General features: G+C 30.7%; 16 protein-coding genes and 1 pseudogene. 8 read left to right on the top strand and 9 right to left on the bottom strand.

Translation table 11 applies throughout. The features are described 5' to 3' along the window. Window positions 1-77: 77 nt before the first annotated feature. The 3 genes from BM549_RS01695 to BM549_RS01685 all read left to right on the top strand — a co-directional run bounded on the left by BM549_RS01695 (window position 78) and on the right by BM549_RS01685 (window position 3590). Window positions 78-575, top strand: a complete 498-nt coding sequence (locus BM549_RS01695) for a fasciclin domain-containing protein (RefSeq protein WP_290468772.1) — start codon at window positions 78-80, stop codon at window positions 573-575. Between the two features lie 208 nt (window positions 576-783). Next, a complete protein-coding gene (gene katG / locus BM549_RS01690) occupies window positions 784-3012 on the top strand; it encodes a catalase/peroxidase HPI (protein WP_290468672.1) in 2229 nt (742 codons plus the stop codon). A 107-nt stretch (window positions 3013-3119) separates the two neighbouring features. After that, window positions 3120-3590, top strand: a complete 471-nt coding sequence (locus BM549_RS01685; RefSeq protein WP_290468671.1) for an ankyrin repeat domain-containing protein — start codon at window positions 3120-3122, stop codon at window positions 3588-3590. A gap of 65 nt (window positions 3591-3655) precedes the next feature. On the opposite strand, the pseudogene BM549_RS01680 reads toward BM549_RS01685, so the two are convergent. From BM549_RS01680 to BM549_RS01655, 6 genes and pseudogenes are all read right to left on the bottom strand, one after another. Next, window positions 3656-4753, bottom strand: a pseudogene (locus BM549_RS01680) (polysaccharide lyase family 7 protein). A 145-nt stretch (window positions 4754-4898) separates the two neighbouring features. Continuing rightward, a complete protein-coding gene (locus BM549_RS01675; RefSeq protein WP_290468670.1) occupies window positions 4899-5156 on the bottom strand; it encodes a hypothetical protein in 258 nt (85 codons plus the stop codon). Window positions 5157-5231: 75 nt separating this feature from the next. After that, window positions 5232-5540 carry a co-chaperone YbbN gene (locus BM549_RS01670; RefSeq protein WP_290468669.1) on the bottom strand — a complete coding sequence of 103 codons (309 nt, stop codon included), beginning with the start codon at window positions 5538-5540 and terminating at the stop codon, window positions 5232-5234. 6 nt (window positions 5541-5546) lie between these two features. After that, window positions 5547-6191 (bottom strand): peroxiredoxin, encoded by a 645-nt coding sequence (locus BM549_RS01665; protein ID WP_290468668.1) that lies wholly within the window; start codon window positions 6189-6191, stop codon window positions 5547-5549. A 143-nt stretch (window positions 6192-6334) separates the two neighbouring features. Next, complete coding sequence (nhaC, locus tag BM549_RS01660) at window positions 6335-7819, bottom strand: Na+/H+ antiporter NhaC (protein ID WP_290468667.1); 1485 nt, start codon at window positions 7817-7819, stop codon at window positions 6335-6337. A 124-nt stretch (window positions 7820-7943) separates the two neighbouring features. Continuing rightward, window positions 7944-9158 carry an aminotransferase class I/II-fold pyridoxal phosphate-dependent enzyme gene (locus BM549_RS01655; protein WP_290468666.1) on the bottom strand — a complete coding sequence of 405 codons (1215 nt, stop codon included), beginning with the start codon at window positions 9156-9158 and terminating at the stop codon, window positions 7944-7946. 164 nt (window positions 9159-9322) lie between these two features. On the opposite strand from BM549_RS01655, the gene BM549_RS01650 reads away from it, so the two are divergent. From BM549_RS01650 to BM549_RS01630, 5 genes are all read left to right on the top strand, one after another. Beyond that, window positions 9323-9781 (top strand): Lrp/AsnC family transcriptional regulator, encoded by a 459-nt coding sequence (locus BM549_RS01650; protein ID WP_290468665.1) that lies wholly within the window; start codon window positions 9323-9325, stop codon window positions 9779-9781. Between the two features lie 5 nt (window positions 9782-9786). Next, window positions 9787-10416: a CPBP family glutamic-type intramembrane protease gene (locus tag BM549_RS01645; RefSeq protein ID WP_290468664.1), complete on the top strand. Its 630-nt coding sequence runs from the start codon at window positions 9787-9789 to the stop codon at window positions 10414-10416. Window positions 10417-10470: 54 nt separating this feature from the next. Continuing rightward, entirely contained in the window at window positions 10471-11241 is a 771-nt protein-coding gene (locus BM549_RS01640) for a helix-turn-helix transcriptional regulator (protein ID WP_290468663.1), read from the top strand. A 296-nt stretch (window positions 11242-11537) separates the two neighbouring features. Next, a complete protein-coding gene (lpdA, locus tag BM549_RS01635) occupies window positions 11538-12938 on the top strand; it encodes a dihydrolipoyl dehydrogenase (RefSeq protein WP_290468662.1) in 1401 nt (466 codons plus the stop codon). A gap of 80 nt (window positions 12939-13018) precedes the next feature. Continuing rightward, on the top strand, window positions 13019-13756 hold the full coding sequence (locus BM549_RS01630) for a bifunctional 2-polyprenyl-6-hydroxyphenol methylase/3-demethylubiquinol 3-O-methyltransferase UbiG (RefSeq protein ID WP_290468661.1): 738 nt from the start codon (window positions 13019-13021) through the stop codon (window positions 13754-13756). Window positions 13757-13758: 2 nt separating this feature from the next. Here BM549_RS01630 and BM549_RS01625 read toward each other — a convergent pair whose 3' ends face one another. The 3 genes from BM549_RS01625 to BM549_RS01615 form a co-directional block, all read right to left on the bottom strand. Further along, window positions 13759-14355 (bottom strand): hypothetical protein, encoded by a 597-nt coding sequence (locus tag BM549_RS01625; RefSeq protein ID WP_290468660.1) that lies wholly within the window; start codon window positions 14353-14355, stop codon window positions 13759-13761. A 96-nt stretch (window positions 14356-14451) separates the two neighbouring features. Then, the gene (locus tag BM549_RS01620; protein ID WP_290468659.1) at window positions 14452-15807 is read right to left on the bottom strand and encodes a DEAD/DEAH box helicase; all 1356 of its coding nucleotides are present in this window, start codon (window positions 15805-15807) and stop codon (window positions 14452-14454) included. Between the two features lie 41 nt (window positions 15808-15848). Continuing rightward, window positions 15849-16739, bottom strand: a complete 891-nt coding sequence (locus BM549_RS01615) for an aldose 1-epimerase family protein (RefSeq protein WP_290468658.1) — start codon at window positions 16737-16739, stop codon at window positions 15849-15851. Window positions 16740-16794: the final 55 nt, after the last annotated feature.

The raw sequence follows: 16794 nt of genomic DNA, 5'->3' as shown, positions 1-16794 counted from the left end.
AAACCAAAAACATTTTTAAATCAACTGTTTTAGCATTATCTCTTTTAGTTACTATTGGTGCGTTTGCTCAAGATAAAATGAAAAAAGAAAAAACTGTAATGGTTGGAGGTGCAGCAATGTATCCTTCTAAAAATATTGTTGAGAATGCTGTAAATTCTAAAGACCATACAACATTAGTAGCGGCAGTTAAAGCTGCAGAATTAGTTGATGTGTTACAAAGCGAAGGACCTTTTACTGTATTTGCTCCTACAAATGATGCTTTTGCTAAGTTACCAGAAGGAACTGTTGAAACTTTAGTTAAGCCAGAGAATAAAGAAAAATTACAAGCCATTTTAAAATATCATGTTGTAGCTGGAGATTTTAAAGCTAAAGATATTATGAAAATGATTAAAAAAATGAATGGTAAAGCCGAAATTAAAACTGTAGCTGGTGGAACATTAACAGCTTGGATGAAAGGTAAAGATTTATATATCACTGATGAAAACGGAAACGCTTCAAAAGTAACTATTGCAAATGTAAACCAATCTAATGGTGTAATACATGTTGTAGATACAGTTGTTCTTCCTAAAATGTAATTATATAATAATTAATTTATTTCCCTCAGGCGTCATTTCTTCGGAAGTGGCGCTTTTTTTTTTAAAACAATAGCTTTGTGTTATAGAGCTTTAAAATACGATAGTCTAAAACTATTATTAAATAGTAACAATCAATTTTTTAAATCTTAATTTTAGGTGATTTATAATTAATTTTATGTTCAATTAAAAATTTAAAAACGTTTTAAAAATGGAAAATAATCCGCACGGTAGTGCTCCTCAAGGTAAAAACTTCGACATCAACGAAAGTTCTGCAAAATGCCCTTTTTTAAGTGGTACAGTTAAACAAACTTCGGGTGGTGGAGTTAAAAATAGAGATTGGTGGCCAAATGAATTGAAGTTAAATATTTTACGCCAAAATGCTGCGAAATCGAATCCTATGGGTGATGATTTTGATTATGCAGAAGCTTTTAAAAGTTTAGATTATGATGCTCTTAAAAAAGAATTAAAGGCATTTATGACAGACTCTCAAGATTGGTGGCCAGCAGATTATGGGCATTACGGAGGATTAATGATTCGTATGGCTTGGCACAGTGCAGGAACTTATAGAGTTGGTGATGGTCGTGGTGGAGCAGGAGCCGGAAACCAACGTTTTGCACCAATTAATAGTTGGCCAGATAATGGAAACTTAGATAAGGCAAGATTATTACTTTGGCCTATTAAACAAAAATATGGAAATAAAATTTCTTGGGCAGATTTAATGATTTTAGCAGGAAACTGTGCATTAGAATCTATGGGATTCCCAACGTTTGGTTTTGCAGGAGGACGTGAAGATGTTTGGGAGCCAGAACAAGATATTTATTGGGGAAGCGAAACAGAATGGGGAGCGAATGAAGAAAGATATAAAGAAGGAGATTTAGAAGATCCTTTAGCTGCAGTAATGATGGGTTGGATTTATGTAAACCCAGAAGGACCAAACGGTAATCCAGACCCAATGGGTTCTGCTCACGATGTACGTGAAACGTTTGGTAGAATGGCAATGAACGATGAGGAAACAGTAGCTTTAGTTGCTGGTGGTCATACTTTTGGTAAAGCGCATGGAGCAGCAGACCCTAATAAATATGTAGGTAAAGAACCTCATGGTGCTTCTATTGAAGAAATGAGTACAGGTTGGAAAAATAGCTTTGGTACTGGTGTTTTAGACGATACGATTACAAGTGGAATTGAAGGCGCGTGGACACCAAACCCAACACGTTGGGATGCAGATTATTTTGATGTATTACTTAATTACGAATGGGAATTAACAAAAAGTCCAGGTGGAGCACACCAATGGAAACCTACAGCAGCATCTAACGCTAAAATGGCGCCAAAAGCTGGTGATGCAAATGGTAGACAAGAATTAATGATGACAACTGCAGATATTGCATTAAAAACTGATCCTAAATATTTAGAAATATCTAAGCGTTTTCATAAAGATCATAAAGCTTTTGAAGATGCATTCGCACGTGCTTGGTACAAATTAACACACCGTGATTTAGGTCCAACATCACGTTATTTAGGTCCAGAAGTGCCTAAAGAAGAATTATTATGGCAAGATCCAATTCCAGAAGTAAACTACACTTTAAGTGATTCAGATATAGAAACATTAAAAGGTTTAATTTCAGACTCTGGTTTAACAGTATCGCAATTAGTAACTACAGCTTGGGCTTCAGCTTCAACATTTAGAGGTTCAGATAATCGTGGTGGAGCAAATGGAGCGCGTATTGCTTTAGAGCCACAACGTAGTTGGGAAGTCAACAATCCAGAAGAATTAAATAAAGTTTTAAACGTTTTAGAAGACGTTAAAAATAAGTTTGATGGCGAAGTATCTTTAGCAGATGTTATTGTTTTAGCAGGAAATGTAGGTGTAGAAAAAGGACTAAAAAATGCAGGTTATAACCATACTTTAGAGTTTACTCAAGGTAGAGGTGATGCAACACAAGAACAAACAGATATAGAGCAGTTTGGTTATTTAGAGCCTTTAGCAGATGGTTTTAGAAATTATATAAAAAGTGATTTAAAAATTGCTGCAGAAGATTTATTAGTTGATAAAGCTAATTTACTAACACTATCTGTACCAGAATTAACCGTTTTAGTTGGTGGATTACGTGTTTTAGGTGCTAATTACGATGGTTCAGATTATGGTGTATTTACAGATAATGTAGGAAGCTTAACTAACGATTTCTTTAGAAATATTTTAGATTTCACTTACACATGGAAAGCGACATCTGAAGACGATAGATATTTTGAGGGTACTAATCGTAATACAGGTGAAGTTAAGTTTAAAGGAACAAGAGCCGATTTAATTTTTGGTTCTAATACAGAACTTAGAGCAATTGCTGAAGTTTATGGAGCAAATGATGGGCAAGATCGTTTTGTTAAAGACTTTATTGCAGCTTGGACTAAAGTGATGAATTTAGATCGTTTTGATGTTAAATAAATATCATTAATTTATAATTAAAAGGAATGGATTTTAAAATCCATTCCTTTTTTATTTAAAATCACGAATAAAAAAATAAAGTTTATATAAGTTTAAACACAAGTAAAATGGATAATATAGATAAAGTATTTAATAGTATTAGAAATAAAGATAACGCAACATTAAATACACTTTTAACCGAAAATCCAAAATTAGCGGAAGCTAAAGATCAACGTGGTTTTACACCATTAATATTAGCAACGTATTTTGATAATGAAGCAGCGACCAAAACTTTGGTAAAACACAATGCTCCAATAAACGATAAAGATGCTTCTGGAAATACAGCTTTAATAGGTGTGAGTTTTAAAGGAAATGTTGAATTTGCAACATTTTTAATTGAAAACGGAGCTAATTTAAATGAAGTAAATAATAATGGAACCACTGCATTGGCTTTTGCTACGCAATATGATAAAGTAGAGGTTGTAAAATTATTACTACAACATGGAGCAGATACAACTATAAAAGATAATGTAGGAAAAACAGCTTTAGATTATGCTGAAGCAAAAGGCTTTAATGAGATTATTGCGCTTTTAAAGTAAAAAATTCATTTATAAAAAAACCACTTTGTAATTACAAAGTGGTTTTTAAATTATTCTAATATTTTTTAATCATTTTTGGTAAAATAACCTTCGTTAGAAACAGCAGCTTCACTTACTTGTATACTTGCCGTTTTAAACCAAACTTCAGCATAGTTGCCATCTGCATATTGTTTACTTAAATCGCCATCATGAGTTTCTGCACCAGAGCACCAGTTTTTATTCTCTTCAGGCGATTTACCATTAGTTTGGTTGTAACAACCAAGTTTAAAAAAGCAGCCTTCTCCTGTGTAAGCTTCTGCACGCTCTACGCCATCTTGACCAATTGGAAAAAATAGTTTTTGTGTTTGTTCTGGTATATCTCCTTTTGTTATGTATTCAGATTCGATTAAGTTTTTAGTAAAGGTTTTAGTTTCGTGTCCTTCGCTTGTAAAAGTTAAATTCATAATGCCATCTTTTACTTCAATTTCATAACTAAATTCTTCACCTAAAGCAATCCCATCTTTTGGCTCTTCTGGATATGTGTTTGCATCTAGACCAACTACAGAAAAATCATCTCCCCAAACAGCATGAGAGTAATCCCAACGTTTAGCATTGTTATTTCCAGCAGTATTAATCTCGTAATGCCAAAACACAGAACCTTTAGTATGACCAGGAAATTTTTTGTAGAATATTTTTAATGGTTCGTTTTAAAAAGCATCAGCACTGTGTATTTGTCCAACAACTACTGCGTGTGTTGCAGCTACTCGAGCGTCTCCAGTTGCAGAAACATTCATTACTTTAAGTGTTGCTGTAAGTTTATCGTTCGCTGTTTTTGGATACCATTTTTTTGTTTGAGCTAATTCGGTTCTTGTGTTATTTGAAGTTCCATGAGTATCTCCTCCATTTGGTGTTTTAAAAACTACCCAATTATCTTTACCATCGTTTGTGGTGTAAAAGTAATCTTTGTTTTCAAAATTATTTGCAATTCCAGCGTTAGAGCCATCGTCTAAAATTAATTTCCAATGGTCGAAAAAGGGAATAACATCACTTGCATAAACGGTCTTAGCTGTCTTGGTTTGTTGTGTTGTAGTATTTTTTTGGGTATCGGTTTTACAACTGTTTAAAGAAAAAAAAATACAAAATAAAAATAGTGGAAACTGTAGTTTGGTAAGTTTTTTAATCATTTTTAGTTTAAAGATTAATTGCAATTAATTCGTTTTATAAAGTATCTAAGTTAAATGAAAATTGGTTAACCAGTTGATTGGTTATAAAAAAACCACCTTGCTAGAGCAAAGTGGTTTTAATAATGAATTTTTCTTTTTCTTAGGTTTACTTATCAATAGAACCTAAAACACGTTTCATAAAGTTATTTACAGCCTCTTTTTTAGGTGTACCATCTTTAATCATTTTATTAACTTCAATAGCACCATACATATTAGAGATTAATTCTCCAATAACGTCAAGTTCTTCATCTTTTAGTGATGGTACTTCGGTTAAAGCTTCAAGTGTTTCTATAGTTTCATTAACGTAATCTTCGTCGTTATCTTCTATAAATTGAGCTAAGTGTTTTATTACAGGTAATTTCATTGATAAATTTTTTCTTTATTAGGTTTTACGCAGTTTAAATCTTGCATTTAAACTGCGCTTAACCAAGTGTTATTTTTAAGCTACTTCGTTTACTAAGTCTTTTAAAACGTCAAATTTGTTAGTCTGTGTTTGGTTTACAAATTTTCCACCTTTAAAAGTTGCAAATGTTGGTAGATTATCTACAGTTGCTAATTGTCTTGATTCTGGAAATTTTTCTGCATCTGCTATAACAAATGTTATATTTTCTAACTCACCAGCTAATTTCTTAACTTTTGGTTTCATAATACGACAGTTACCACACCAAGTTGCAGAATATTGCACAACAACAGTATCGTTACTTGCAATAATTTCGTTTAAATTATCTTGACTTAATTCTTGAACCATAATTGCTTAGTTTACGTGGTTTGCTAAATACTCTGCAGTACCTAATCTATTTGCGCTCATTGCGTCTTTTCCTTCTTCCCAGTTTGCAGGACAAACTTCACCTTTTTCTTGTACGTGAGTTAAAGCATCGATAATACGTAAAAATTCGTTTACGTTTCTACCAATTGGCATGTTGTTTACACCTTCGTGTTGTACAATACCATCTTCATCAATTACGTAAGTTGCTCTATAAGTTACGTTATCACCTTCTACAGTTACAACACCAGTTTCTTCGTTGTATTTTTCGTTAGTAATATCTAAAATCCCTAAAGTAGAAGCAAGGTTACGGTTAGAATCTGCTAATATTGGGTATGTTACACCTTCTATTCCACCATTATCTTTTGGTGTATTTAACCAAGCGAAGTGTACTTCTGGAGTATCACAAGAGGCACCAATTACAATTGTATTTCTTTTTGCAAATTCTTCTTTTGCAGCTTCAAAAGCATGTAATTCTGTTGGGCAAACAAAAGTAAAATCTTTTGGGTACCAAAATAATACTACTTTCTTTTTATTATTTTTTGCTTCTTCAAGAACGTTTAATTTAAAGGTATCACCCATTTCGTTCATTGCGTCTACTGTTAAATCTGGAAATTGTTTTCCTACTATTGCCATTTGTAAATTTTTAAAGTTTGTGTTTATATTTTAAGTGCGCAAAAGTACTGTACAACTTTAAAAAAACAAGCCCAATAAAATTTTTAAATCTTATTGGGCTATAAATTTTTACTATTGAAAATTTAAAAAGGAATAGTTTTAAGTTATTTCTTAGAGAGTTCTTTTATTTTAATTGAAAATGCAGCGAATAAAAGTGTCATAAACGGACTTAACCAATTAAATATAGCAAAGAAGAAATAGTCTACAACCGGAACACCTAAAACACCAGATTGATAAGCACCACAAGTATTCCATGGTACTAATACCGAGGTTACAGTTCCTGAGTCTTCTAAGGTTCTACTTAGATTTTCTGGAGCAAGGTTTTTTTCTTCGTATGCTTTTTTAAACATTTTTCCAGGTACAACTAATGCTAAATATTGGTCTGATGCTGTTACATTTAAAGCTAAACAACTGGCTACTGTACTTGCAAATAAACCAAAGGTTGTAGAGGCTAAACTTAATAATGCTCTACTAATTCTAGATAATGCACCAATAGCATCCATAACGCCACCAAATACCATAGCACAAATAATTAACCAAATGGTACCAAGCATTCCAGACATACCACCTGCAGAAAATAAATCGTTTAATTCTGTACTAGAGGTTTCTACAGCAACATCTACAGTCATAGCATTCATTACACCTTTATATGCAGATTGAAAGGTTAAACTTTCTGCTCCAGCAATTGTAGTTACTATTTCTGGTTGAGCAATTACTGCAGCAATTCCGCCTAATAGCGTACCCACTAATAAGGCAACTAATGGCGGTGTTTTTTTTATAATTAAAAAGATAACAACTATTGGAACTATAAATAACCAAGGAGTAATATTAAATGCACCGTTTATAGCATTTAACTTATCAGATATATCTGGTGTACCTGTAGTATCTATATTTAAGCCAATAACTATAAAAACAATTAAAGTTACAGTAATTGTAGGCACTGTTGTATATGCCATGTATTTAATGTGTGAGAACAAATCTGCTCCAGCCATTGCAGGAGCAAGGTTTGTAGTATCACTAAGTGGAGACATTTTATCACCAAAATATGCACCAGATAAAACAGCTCCTGCTGTCATACCTAAAGATATGCCAAGTGTTTCGCCTATACCAATTAATGCAATACCAACAGTTGCAGAAGTCGTCCAGGAACTACCAGTTGCAATAGAAATTATAGCACAAATTATTACAGATGCTGCGAGAAATATAGTGGGATTTAAAATTTGTAATCCGTAATAAATCATAGTAGGTATAATGCCACTAATAAGCCAGGTTCCTGCTAAAGCGCCAACCATAAGTAGAATTAATAGCGCGCCAGAGGTAGATTTTACATTCTCGGCAACTTCATCTATCATTTGTTTATAAGAAACCTTGTTGTAAAAGCCAACAACAGCTGCAACTGCAGCTCCTAAAAGTAGTATAAATTGATTACTTCCACTTAAAGCATCATCTCCATACACGAAAAATACATTATAAAATAACATAATAACTAATGCAATTACAGGAATTAATGCTTCCCAAATATTTAGTTCTTTGTTTTCAATAATATTTTCGTCTTGAGGTACTGATGGTTTAATGTTTTGGCTTTCCATTTAGTATTACTATTAGTTTAATTTTATTTGAATGTAATGTTACGATTTTGTACGATGTTATGCAAATAGAAAAAAGGCTTGAAATACATCAAACCTTTTATTTTTTAATTAGGGATTTATTTTTTTAAACCAATTCTGGCTTAAGTATTTCTAAATCAATCATGCAGGCTTTCATTAGTTTAAAAGTGCGCTCAATATCGGCATCTAAACCTATAGAAAAACGTATTAATCCATCGCTTAGTCCCATTTCTGCTTGTTCTTCTTCAGGAATTTCTGAAGATGTTGAGCTTCCAGGTGCAGAAAATAAGGTTTTATAAAAGCCTAAACTCACAGCTAAGTAGCCCAAGTTTTTCTCTTGCATTAGTTCCATTAAAGCGTTGGCTTTATCTAAAGAACCAACATCTATAGTTAGCATACCACCAAAGCCATACTTATCATTCATCATGTTTTTAAATAGCGTGTGTGATGGATGTGATGCTAAACCAGGATACACTGTTTTTAAACCAAGTTCCTGAAATTTTTCAGCTAAATAAGTAGCATTTACACTGTGCTGCTGCATTCTAATGTGTAATGTTCTTAAGTTTTTTAAAATTGAAGCTGCACGGAGACTATCCATAGTAGAACCTAATAACATACAAGCACCATCGTTTACATTTCTTAGGTCATTAATAAATTCTTGAGTACCACATATAACGCCTCCAACAGTATCAGACGATCCGTTTATAAATTTAGTTAAGCTATGTATTACAACATCTGCACCTAATTGTGCAGGAGAAATAGATAAAGGTGAAAATGTATTATCTACCACTAATTTTAAATTATATTGTTTTGCTAATTTGGCTAAACCAGCAATATCTGCAACCTCTAATAATGGATTGCTAACAGATTCGCAATACAATACTTTTGTGTGAGGCGTAATTGCAGCTTCAACAACATCTAGTTTTGTAATATCTACAAACGATGTAGATACATTAAACCGCGGTGCAAAGTTTTTTAAAAAAGCGTAAGTGCCACCGTAAATCGTTCTACTAGAAACAACATGATCACCAGCACCACAAAGCTGCATAATAACAGGTGTAATTGCACCCATTCCAGAAGCTGTTACATTTGCTGTTTCTGTACCTTCCATAGCAGCAAGCGCTTCTCCTAAATATAAATTTGAAGGCGTAGAATGTCTTGAATATAAATAACAACCATCTGCATTACCTTCAAAAGTATCAAACATGGTTTTAGCAGAAAGAAAAGTGTATGTTGAAGAGTCTGAAATTGAAGGATTAACACCACCAAACTCACCAAAATATTGTAAGTCTTGTATATTATTAGCAGGTTTAAAAGCCATAATTTAATTTTTTAAGTTTAATTTTTAGTAAAAGTCATTTATTTTAGATTATTAATCAATATATTGTTTAAATTTTAGACTTTAAATCTATTTATTTTTGATTTAAGTGTTTTAAATTCTGAAAAAATAATAAATTAAATGTGTAAACAGAAAATTTTTCGATAATGACTTTTGATGCTATAGATACTAAGCTTATAAAACTATTACAAGAAGATAGTAAGCAAACAAATAAAGAACTTTCTAATAAGTTGAATCTCTCTGTTACTGCAGTATACGAGCGCATTAAAAAACTTGAAAACAATGGCGTAATTAATAAATATGTTACTTTAATAAATAAAGAAGTTGTTCAAAAATCTTTTGTAGCATTTTGTAACATTAAATTAGTGAAACATTCTCAAGATTATGTTTTTAAATTTGAAAAAGATGTAACTAATTTAGAAGAAGTTTTGGAGTGCTACCATATTAGTGGAGATTACGATTATTTATTAAAAGTATTAGTAAAAGATATGAAGGCTTTTCGTAATTTTATGGTAAATAAATTAACAAAACTAGATCATATTGGTAGTACACATAGTACGTTTATGATTAATGAAGTTAAACATACTACCGTAATAACAGTTTAGAAAATATGATGCAATCTACTATCTATAAGCTTATAGAGTTTTTTATTATTTTCATAATAATTCCAATAAGTTTTACAATAGATTTTGCATTATGGATTAAAGCTATAATTGCAATAACAGGTTTTATATATATAGTTTATTACTTACTTAGAATTGAAAAAAATAAATTTAAAATTGCTGCTAACTTAAATTGGAGTCGTTTTTTTAAAGCCACTTTTTTTAAACTTATACTAATTGCAGTAATAACTATAACTTTTGTTTTAATTTCTAATCAAGCAAGTTTATTTAAAGTAGTATTAAATAAACCATTATTGTGGTTGGTAATACTGTTTGTGTACTCTGCTTTTTCGGTATATCCTCAAGAGTTAATTTATAGAACTTTTTATTTTCAGCGTTATAAAAATCTATTTAAGAGCGAGCATCTTTTTATATTTATAAATGCCATTGTATTTTCTCTAGCACATATTTTTTTTAGAAATACATTAGTTATTTTATTAACCTTTTTAGGTGGTTTATTATTTGCATTTACTTATAATAAAACCAAATCAACACTATTAGTTTCAATAGAGCATGCTATTTATGGTAGTTGGTTGTTTACCGTTGGAATGGGAGAGATGCTAGGTTTTCCTTCTTAATTTTTTTTAAAAATTAAATTTTATTATTTTGGTATCGCTATTAACAACTAATTAATGAAACACCAAGAAATAAAAGAGGTTTATAAATCTATTTTTGAATCTTACACTAAACCATCGCTAGAAACACATATTAAAAAAATTATTGAGCTAGATACGTATTTGCCATACAGTTCTACTTTTTTCTGTTTAACAAATACCCAAGAGCTTACTTTTGAATATATAAGCAAAAACTTTACCTCTTGTTTAGGTTTAGATGCTACAGATTTAAAAGTAAAAGGAATGAAATACTTTTGGAGTAGAATTCATCCAGAAGACATAGAAATCTGGTTAGGCGCTTTAAATAGTTTAATGGAGTTTACTTTGGCCGAAATACCCGAAAACAAAAGAGAACTTGCTAATTATACATGGAATTATAGAATAAAAAATGCTAGCGATAAGTACGTAAACATTATACAAAACACTACACCATTGGCTTTTGATAGTGAAATGAAACCTATAATTGGTCTAGCGCATTATACCGTTTTAAATATTGAATTAAACTTGCCAATAACCGCAACGGCAAAGTTATTAAATAATAAAAATGAGTACGAAACTGTATATTATAATAACTTTTCTCAAAAATTATTACATGCAGGAATAAGCAATAGAGAACGCGATGTAATACGTCTACTAATACTAAATTTTACTAGTAAAGAAATTTCCGAAAAACTAAATATAAGTCCGCATACGGTAGACACACACCGAAGAAATATTTTAAAAAAATTAAAAATATCTTCAACTGGAGAATTAGTAGGTATGTTAAAAATGGATATGACTTTATTATAGCTAATTAAAAAAATACTCAAATTGAGTATTGTGTATACTTAATATAATAGTGATTTTTACAGTGCTATTAATCAATTCTAATACTAAAACAGTTCTAATCTAATAAAAGAGAATTACTCTTTTTTAAAGATAGAGCTGTTTTTTCTTTGCGGTAAATTTAAAAAATAAGCCTCTCATTATTTTAGTAAAAAATACATCATTGTACATTCGTAAATAAAATTACAAAATTGTATTTTTGCTATAATAATCAATAAGATAGTCTTAATACAAGATAAAATTCATTCTAAATATTACTTATGAGTAAATACGATGTAGCCATAATAGGCTCAGGACCTGGAGGATATGTAGCAGCAATACGTTGTGCACAACTAGGTATGAAAACTGCAATAATCGAAAAATATTCTACACTTGGAGGTACTTGTCTTAATGTAGGTTGTATACCTAGTAAAGCCTTACTAAGTTCATCTCATCATTACGAAGAAGCTACTAAACATTTTGAAGAGCATGGAATAGAAATTCCAGGTGAAATTAAAGTTAATTTAGAAAAAATGATTGGTCGTAAACAAGCCGTTGTAGACCAAACAACTGGAGGTATAGATTTTTTAATGAAAAAAAACAACATCGATGTATTTACAGGTGTTGGTAGTTTTATAGATGCTACACATATTAAAATTGAAGGAGAAAAAACAACAGAAATTGAAGCAAAAAACACCATTATTGCAACAGGAAGTAAACCTTCAAACTTACCATTCATAACACTTGATAAAGAACGAATAATTACATCTACCGAAGCTTTAAAACTTAAAGAAATACCAAAACACATGATTGTTATTGGTGGAGGCGTAATAGGTTTAGAGCTTGGTCAAGTATATAAACGATTAGGAGCAGAAGTTACTGTAATAGAATACATGGATAGAATTTTACCAACAATGGATGGTTCTCTATCTAAAGAATTAAATAAAGTCTTTAAAAAGGCTAAATTTAAAATGATGGTGTCTCACAAAGTACAATCTGTAGAGCGCAATGGAGATGAAGTTATTGTAAAAGCCGAAAACAAAAAAGGAGAAATTGTAGAAGTAAAAGGAGATTACTGCTTAGTATCTGTAGGACGTAAACCTTTTACAGAGGGTTTAAATGCTGAAGCAGCAGGAGTAAAACTTACAGAAAGAGGCCAAATAGAAGTAAACGAACATTTACAAACAAACGTTAGCAATATTTATGCAATAGGAGATGTTGTAAAAGGAGCAATGTTAGCACATAAAGCTGAAGAAGAAGGAACCTTTGTAGCCGAAACTTTAGCAGGACAAAAACCACACATAGATTATAACTTAATTCCAGGTGTAGTATACACATGGCCAGAAGTTGCAGCAGTTGGTAAAACCGAAGAAGAATTAAAAGAAGCTGGAGCAGAATATAAAGTAGGACAATTTCCATTTAGAGCTTTAGGTCGTGCTAGAGCAAGTGGAGATATTGATGGTTTTGTAAAAATTCTTGCAGACAAAAATACAGATGAAGTATTAGGAGTACACATGGTTGGTGCACGTTGTGCAGATTTAATTGCAGAAGCAGTAGTAGCTATGGAGTTTAGAGCTAGTGCCGAAGATATTTCACGTATGTCTCACGCACATCCAACATTTGCTGAAGCAGTAAAAGAAGCCGCTTTAGCAGCTACAGATGATCGTGCTTTACACGTATAAAACAATAACTTTTTAAAAAGTTAAATAAAAAAGCGAACCTAATGGTTCGCTTTTTTTAAATTGTAAACTCAAAAAAATAGATGTCTCAAGAAATTAAATTTGAAGAAAACGATGTTATTGGTGAAGCAACCTTAGATGTAATTGCAAAAGCCGATAAATTTAATAGATGGATGTACCAAACCATTAAACCTTATTGTAAAGGGAAAACTTTAGAAATAGGTAGCGGTATTGGTAATATATCAACATTTTTTCTTGAAGATGATTTTGAGATGGTTTTAACAGATATAAGACAAAATTATTTTGAAAAACTAAACCAAAACTTTAATCAGTATTCAAATTTTTTAGGTTCTGAAATCATGAACCTAACCGATGAGGATTTTGATAAAAAGTTTGAAAAACATTTAGGTGAATATGATACTGTTTTTGCTTTAAATGTAGTAGAACATATAAAAGATGATGTTTTAGCAATTAAAAATTGTAAAAAACTGCTAAAAGAAAATGGGCATTTAATAATATTAGTACCATCATACCAAACGCTTTATAATAAATTTGATAAAGAATTAGGGCATTACAGGCGGTATACTAAAACGTCTCTTTCAAACATTTTTAAATTAAATAATTTTAAAATTATACATAAGCAGAATTTTAATTTTATTGGTATTTTAGGTTGGTATGTAACAGGAAGTATTTTAAAAAAAGAAAGTATTCCTGGCGGACAAATGAAATTATACAATACTTTAGTACCAATATTTAAAATTATAGATAAACTTATTGCAAATAAAATAGGACTGTCTACAATAGTAATAGGTAAGAAGTAGGTTTAAATTACGCTAATTAAATCTTTTATTCTAAGCCTTTTATTATAGTTACTTTCGTTAGTTTCTCTAATAAAACATTGGCTACTTAGAATTCCTTTTTTTACTTTATTTATTAATTCTTTTGCAGTAAAAGGCCCAAATTCTTCAGATTTATTTATAAAATAATACAAATGATTCTGTATAATATTTTTTGCTTTGCTTAAATACTTTGCGTGTAAATAAGTGGTAATATCATCATAAGTATTTAAAATTTTATCACTTTTAGTTTCGTTTATAAAAACAGCAAGTTCGTTAGATTTTCTATCAATATCTAAGGTTAAAATGTCTTCATTTCTAAACGTCATTTTAATTACATTAATACTCCCATCTTCACCAGTAATACGAATATAATTTTCATTTACATAATGCCATTTAGCTTTAGATATTGTACCATTAGTAGTTCTTGTTAAAACATTATCCTTAGAAAAAACATAAGTTGTTTTTTCTTCTTTTATTTTATTTACTAAAAGCCAATTCTGGTTTACAAGAATGCTCACGATGTTATCGTGATAAAATGAATTATCGGCATCAAATAAAAGTTTAGGGATTTCACTCATCATTTAAATGTAAAAAATACACTGTATTGTTAAAAACAAAACGTGATTTTTTCGATAAACGTATAATTTTGAGTGTTTTATTGTAAATTTATAACTAAGCTATTTTCTTTTATTGCGCTTGTTGTAATTTTTGTCACCACGCGTTTTAGGTTTTTTATACTTAGCGGCAATTTTAAACTTGTACGAACCACCTAAATTTTCTTTAGAATTTTTTTCAGACTTCTCATGAAATGCTGGTCCAGGAGCGTCTTCATCTTTTCTGCGTTTATTAGGGTTATTACGTTCTTTAATTTGTGGTCTTTCTTCTTCTATAAGTTCTGTAGAAATTTCAACGGTATCTGGAATTTCTTCTACATTAATAGTCATATTCATTAATGCTTCAATATCTTCTATGGCTTGTTTTTCTTTTTCTGTAGTAAACACCAAAGCATGACCTTCGCGTTCTGCACGACCTGTTCTACCAATTCTGTGCATGTAGTTTTCTGGATATTCTGGTGTGTCAAAGTTTATAACGTGCGACACATTATCTATATCTAAACCACGAGCCATAACATCTGTAGCTACTAATATTCTATTAACGCCTTCGCGAAATTGTTCAATACTACGTAATCTATAATTTTGAGTTTTATTAGAGTGTATTACACAAAGCTCTTCGTTATATTCTTCGTCTAAAGCTTCAAATAAACGATCGGCCATTTTTTTATAAGCCACAAAAATAAGCACCTTATTATAGGTTTCTTCATCTTGCAATAAATACTTAAGTAAGTTTAGTTTTGTGTAAAAATTAGGCGCTTTGTAGCGTGTTTGTTTTATATTTTCTAGTGGTGTACCAGAAGTAGCAATAGATACTTTTTCTGGAGATTTAAAGAAATCTACAATTAAATCGTCTACATCTTTTGTCATTGTAGCAGAAAACATAATGTTTTGTCTACGCGTAGGTAATAAATCGAAAATATTAATAAGTTGATGTCTAAAACCTAAATCTAGCATAACATCGACTTCATCGATAATTAATTTTTGAATAGATTTTAATTGTAAAACTCTACTTAAAGCCAAATCGTATAAACGTCCTGGAGTAGCAACTAAAATATCTATGCCTTGAGCAATAGCTTGTTTTTGTGTATTAATATTTGTGCCACCATAAACACCCAAAACACGATTGTTAATGTATTTAGAGAGTTTTTCAATCTCTTCAACAACTTGTACAACAAGTTCTCTTGTAGGTACTAAAACTAATACTCTTGGGTTTTCTTGTTTAGAAAACGGAAGATTTCTAAGCACAGGTAGCATATAGGCAAAAGTTTTACCTGTTCCTGTTTGTGCTATACCAACCATATCTTTTCCACTTGCAACCACATTAAAAGCTTCTGCTTGTATTGGTGTTGGTGTAGTGTAGCCCAAATCGTCTAGGGCATTATATAATGGTGTGTTTAAGTTTAAGTCTCTAAAAGTCAAAGTAAATTATTTAAGCTACAAAATTACTATTTATATTTTGCTTACCCTAAATGATCCTCATGTATTTGTATACTGTAGGTTGCTGTAAAAGTTTCGCTTTCAGGTAATTTAATAATGCCCTCTTTTTCTTCTATTTTTTGATTTGTATTTTCATGATCTGCAACACCTAACCAAGGTTCTATGCAAACGTATGGTGCATTTGGTTTTGCCCAAATGCCTAAATAATTAAAGTCTTTAAAGCTTAAATTAAGTATTTCGCCATGAGTTTTACTTACTAATGCAACTTTTCTAGACTTTAAATCTTTAAAAATTAGTGCATCTTCATTAAATAAATCTGGTCTTAATTTTATGCTATTTCCAGATTTAAAAACGGTTTCAGTTTTATCTGTTACTAAACCATTTTCCATATTTAATAAATGAGTTTTAGAAGTTTCATCGTTTTCAAAAACTAAACTATAATCTGTATAGCTTTCATTTTGGTAAAATGGACATTTAAAAGCAGGATGACCACCAATGGAAAAGTAAATAGCTTTGTCGTCTAAGTTTTTTACTGTGTGTGTAATGTGGATGGTATTTTCTTCTAAAGTATATGTAATTATAAATTGAAATTTAAAAGGGTAAATTTTTAATAAATTGTCATTATACATTAAGCTAAAAACGAGACTGTTTTTAGTTTGTTTCAAAAGTTTTATATTTTTATTTTCTCTTACAAAACCATGTTTAGGAAGCTTAAATGTTTTACCATTATAGGTATAACTGTCTTCTTTTAGTGCACCAATAATAGGAAATAAATTAGGAGCAAAACTTCCCCAAACATCAGGATCTGCATGCCACATAAATTGATTTTTGTTTTTTATTGCTGAAATTTCACAAAGTTCTGCGCCTTTTGTTTGGACTTTAATTTTTAAATTATTGTTAGTTAATTCGAACATGATTTTATTAGTTTTCAACGTTGTTTCTTACTAAAATTTAAAGTTTTTCAAATGT

Source organism: Lacinutrix sp. MedPE-SW (genome assembly GCF_001874145.1).
Classification (GTDB): Bacteria; Bacteroidota; Bacteroidia; order Flavobacteriales; family Flavobacteriaceae; genus Lacinutrix.
Note: the sequence above shows the minus strand (reverse complement) of the source record. Positions and strands in the feature narration are given on the sequence as shown.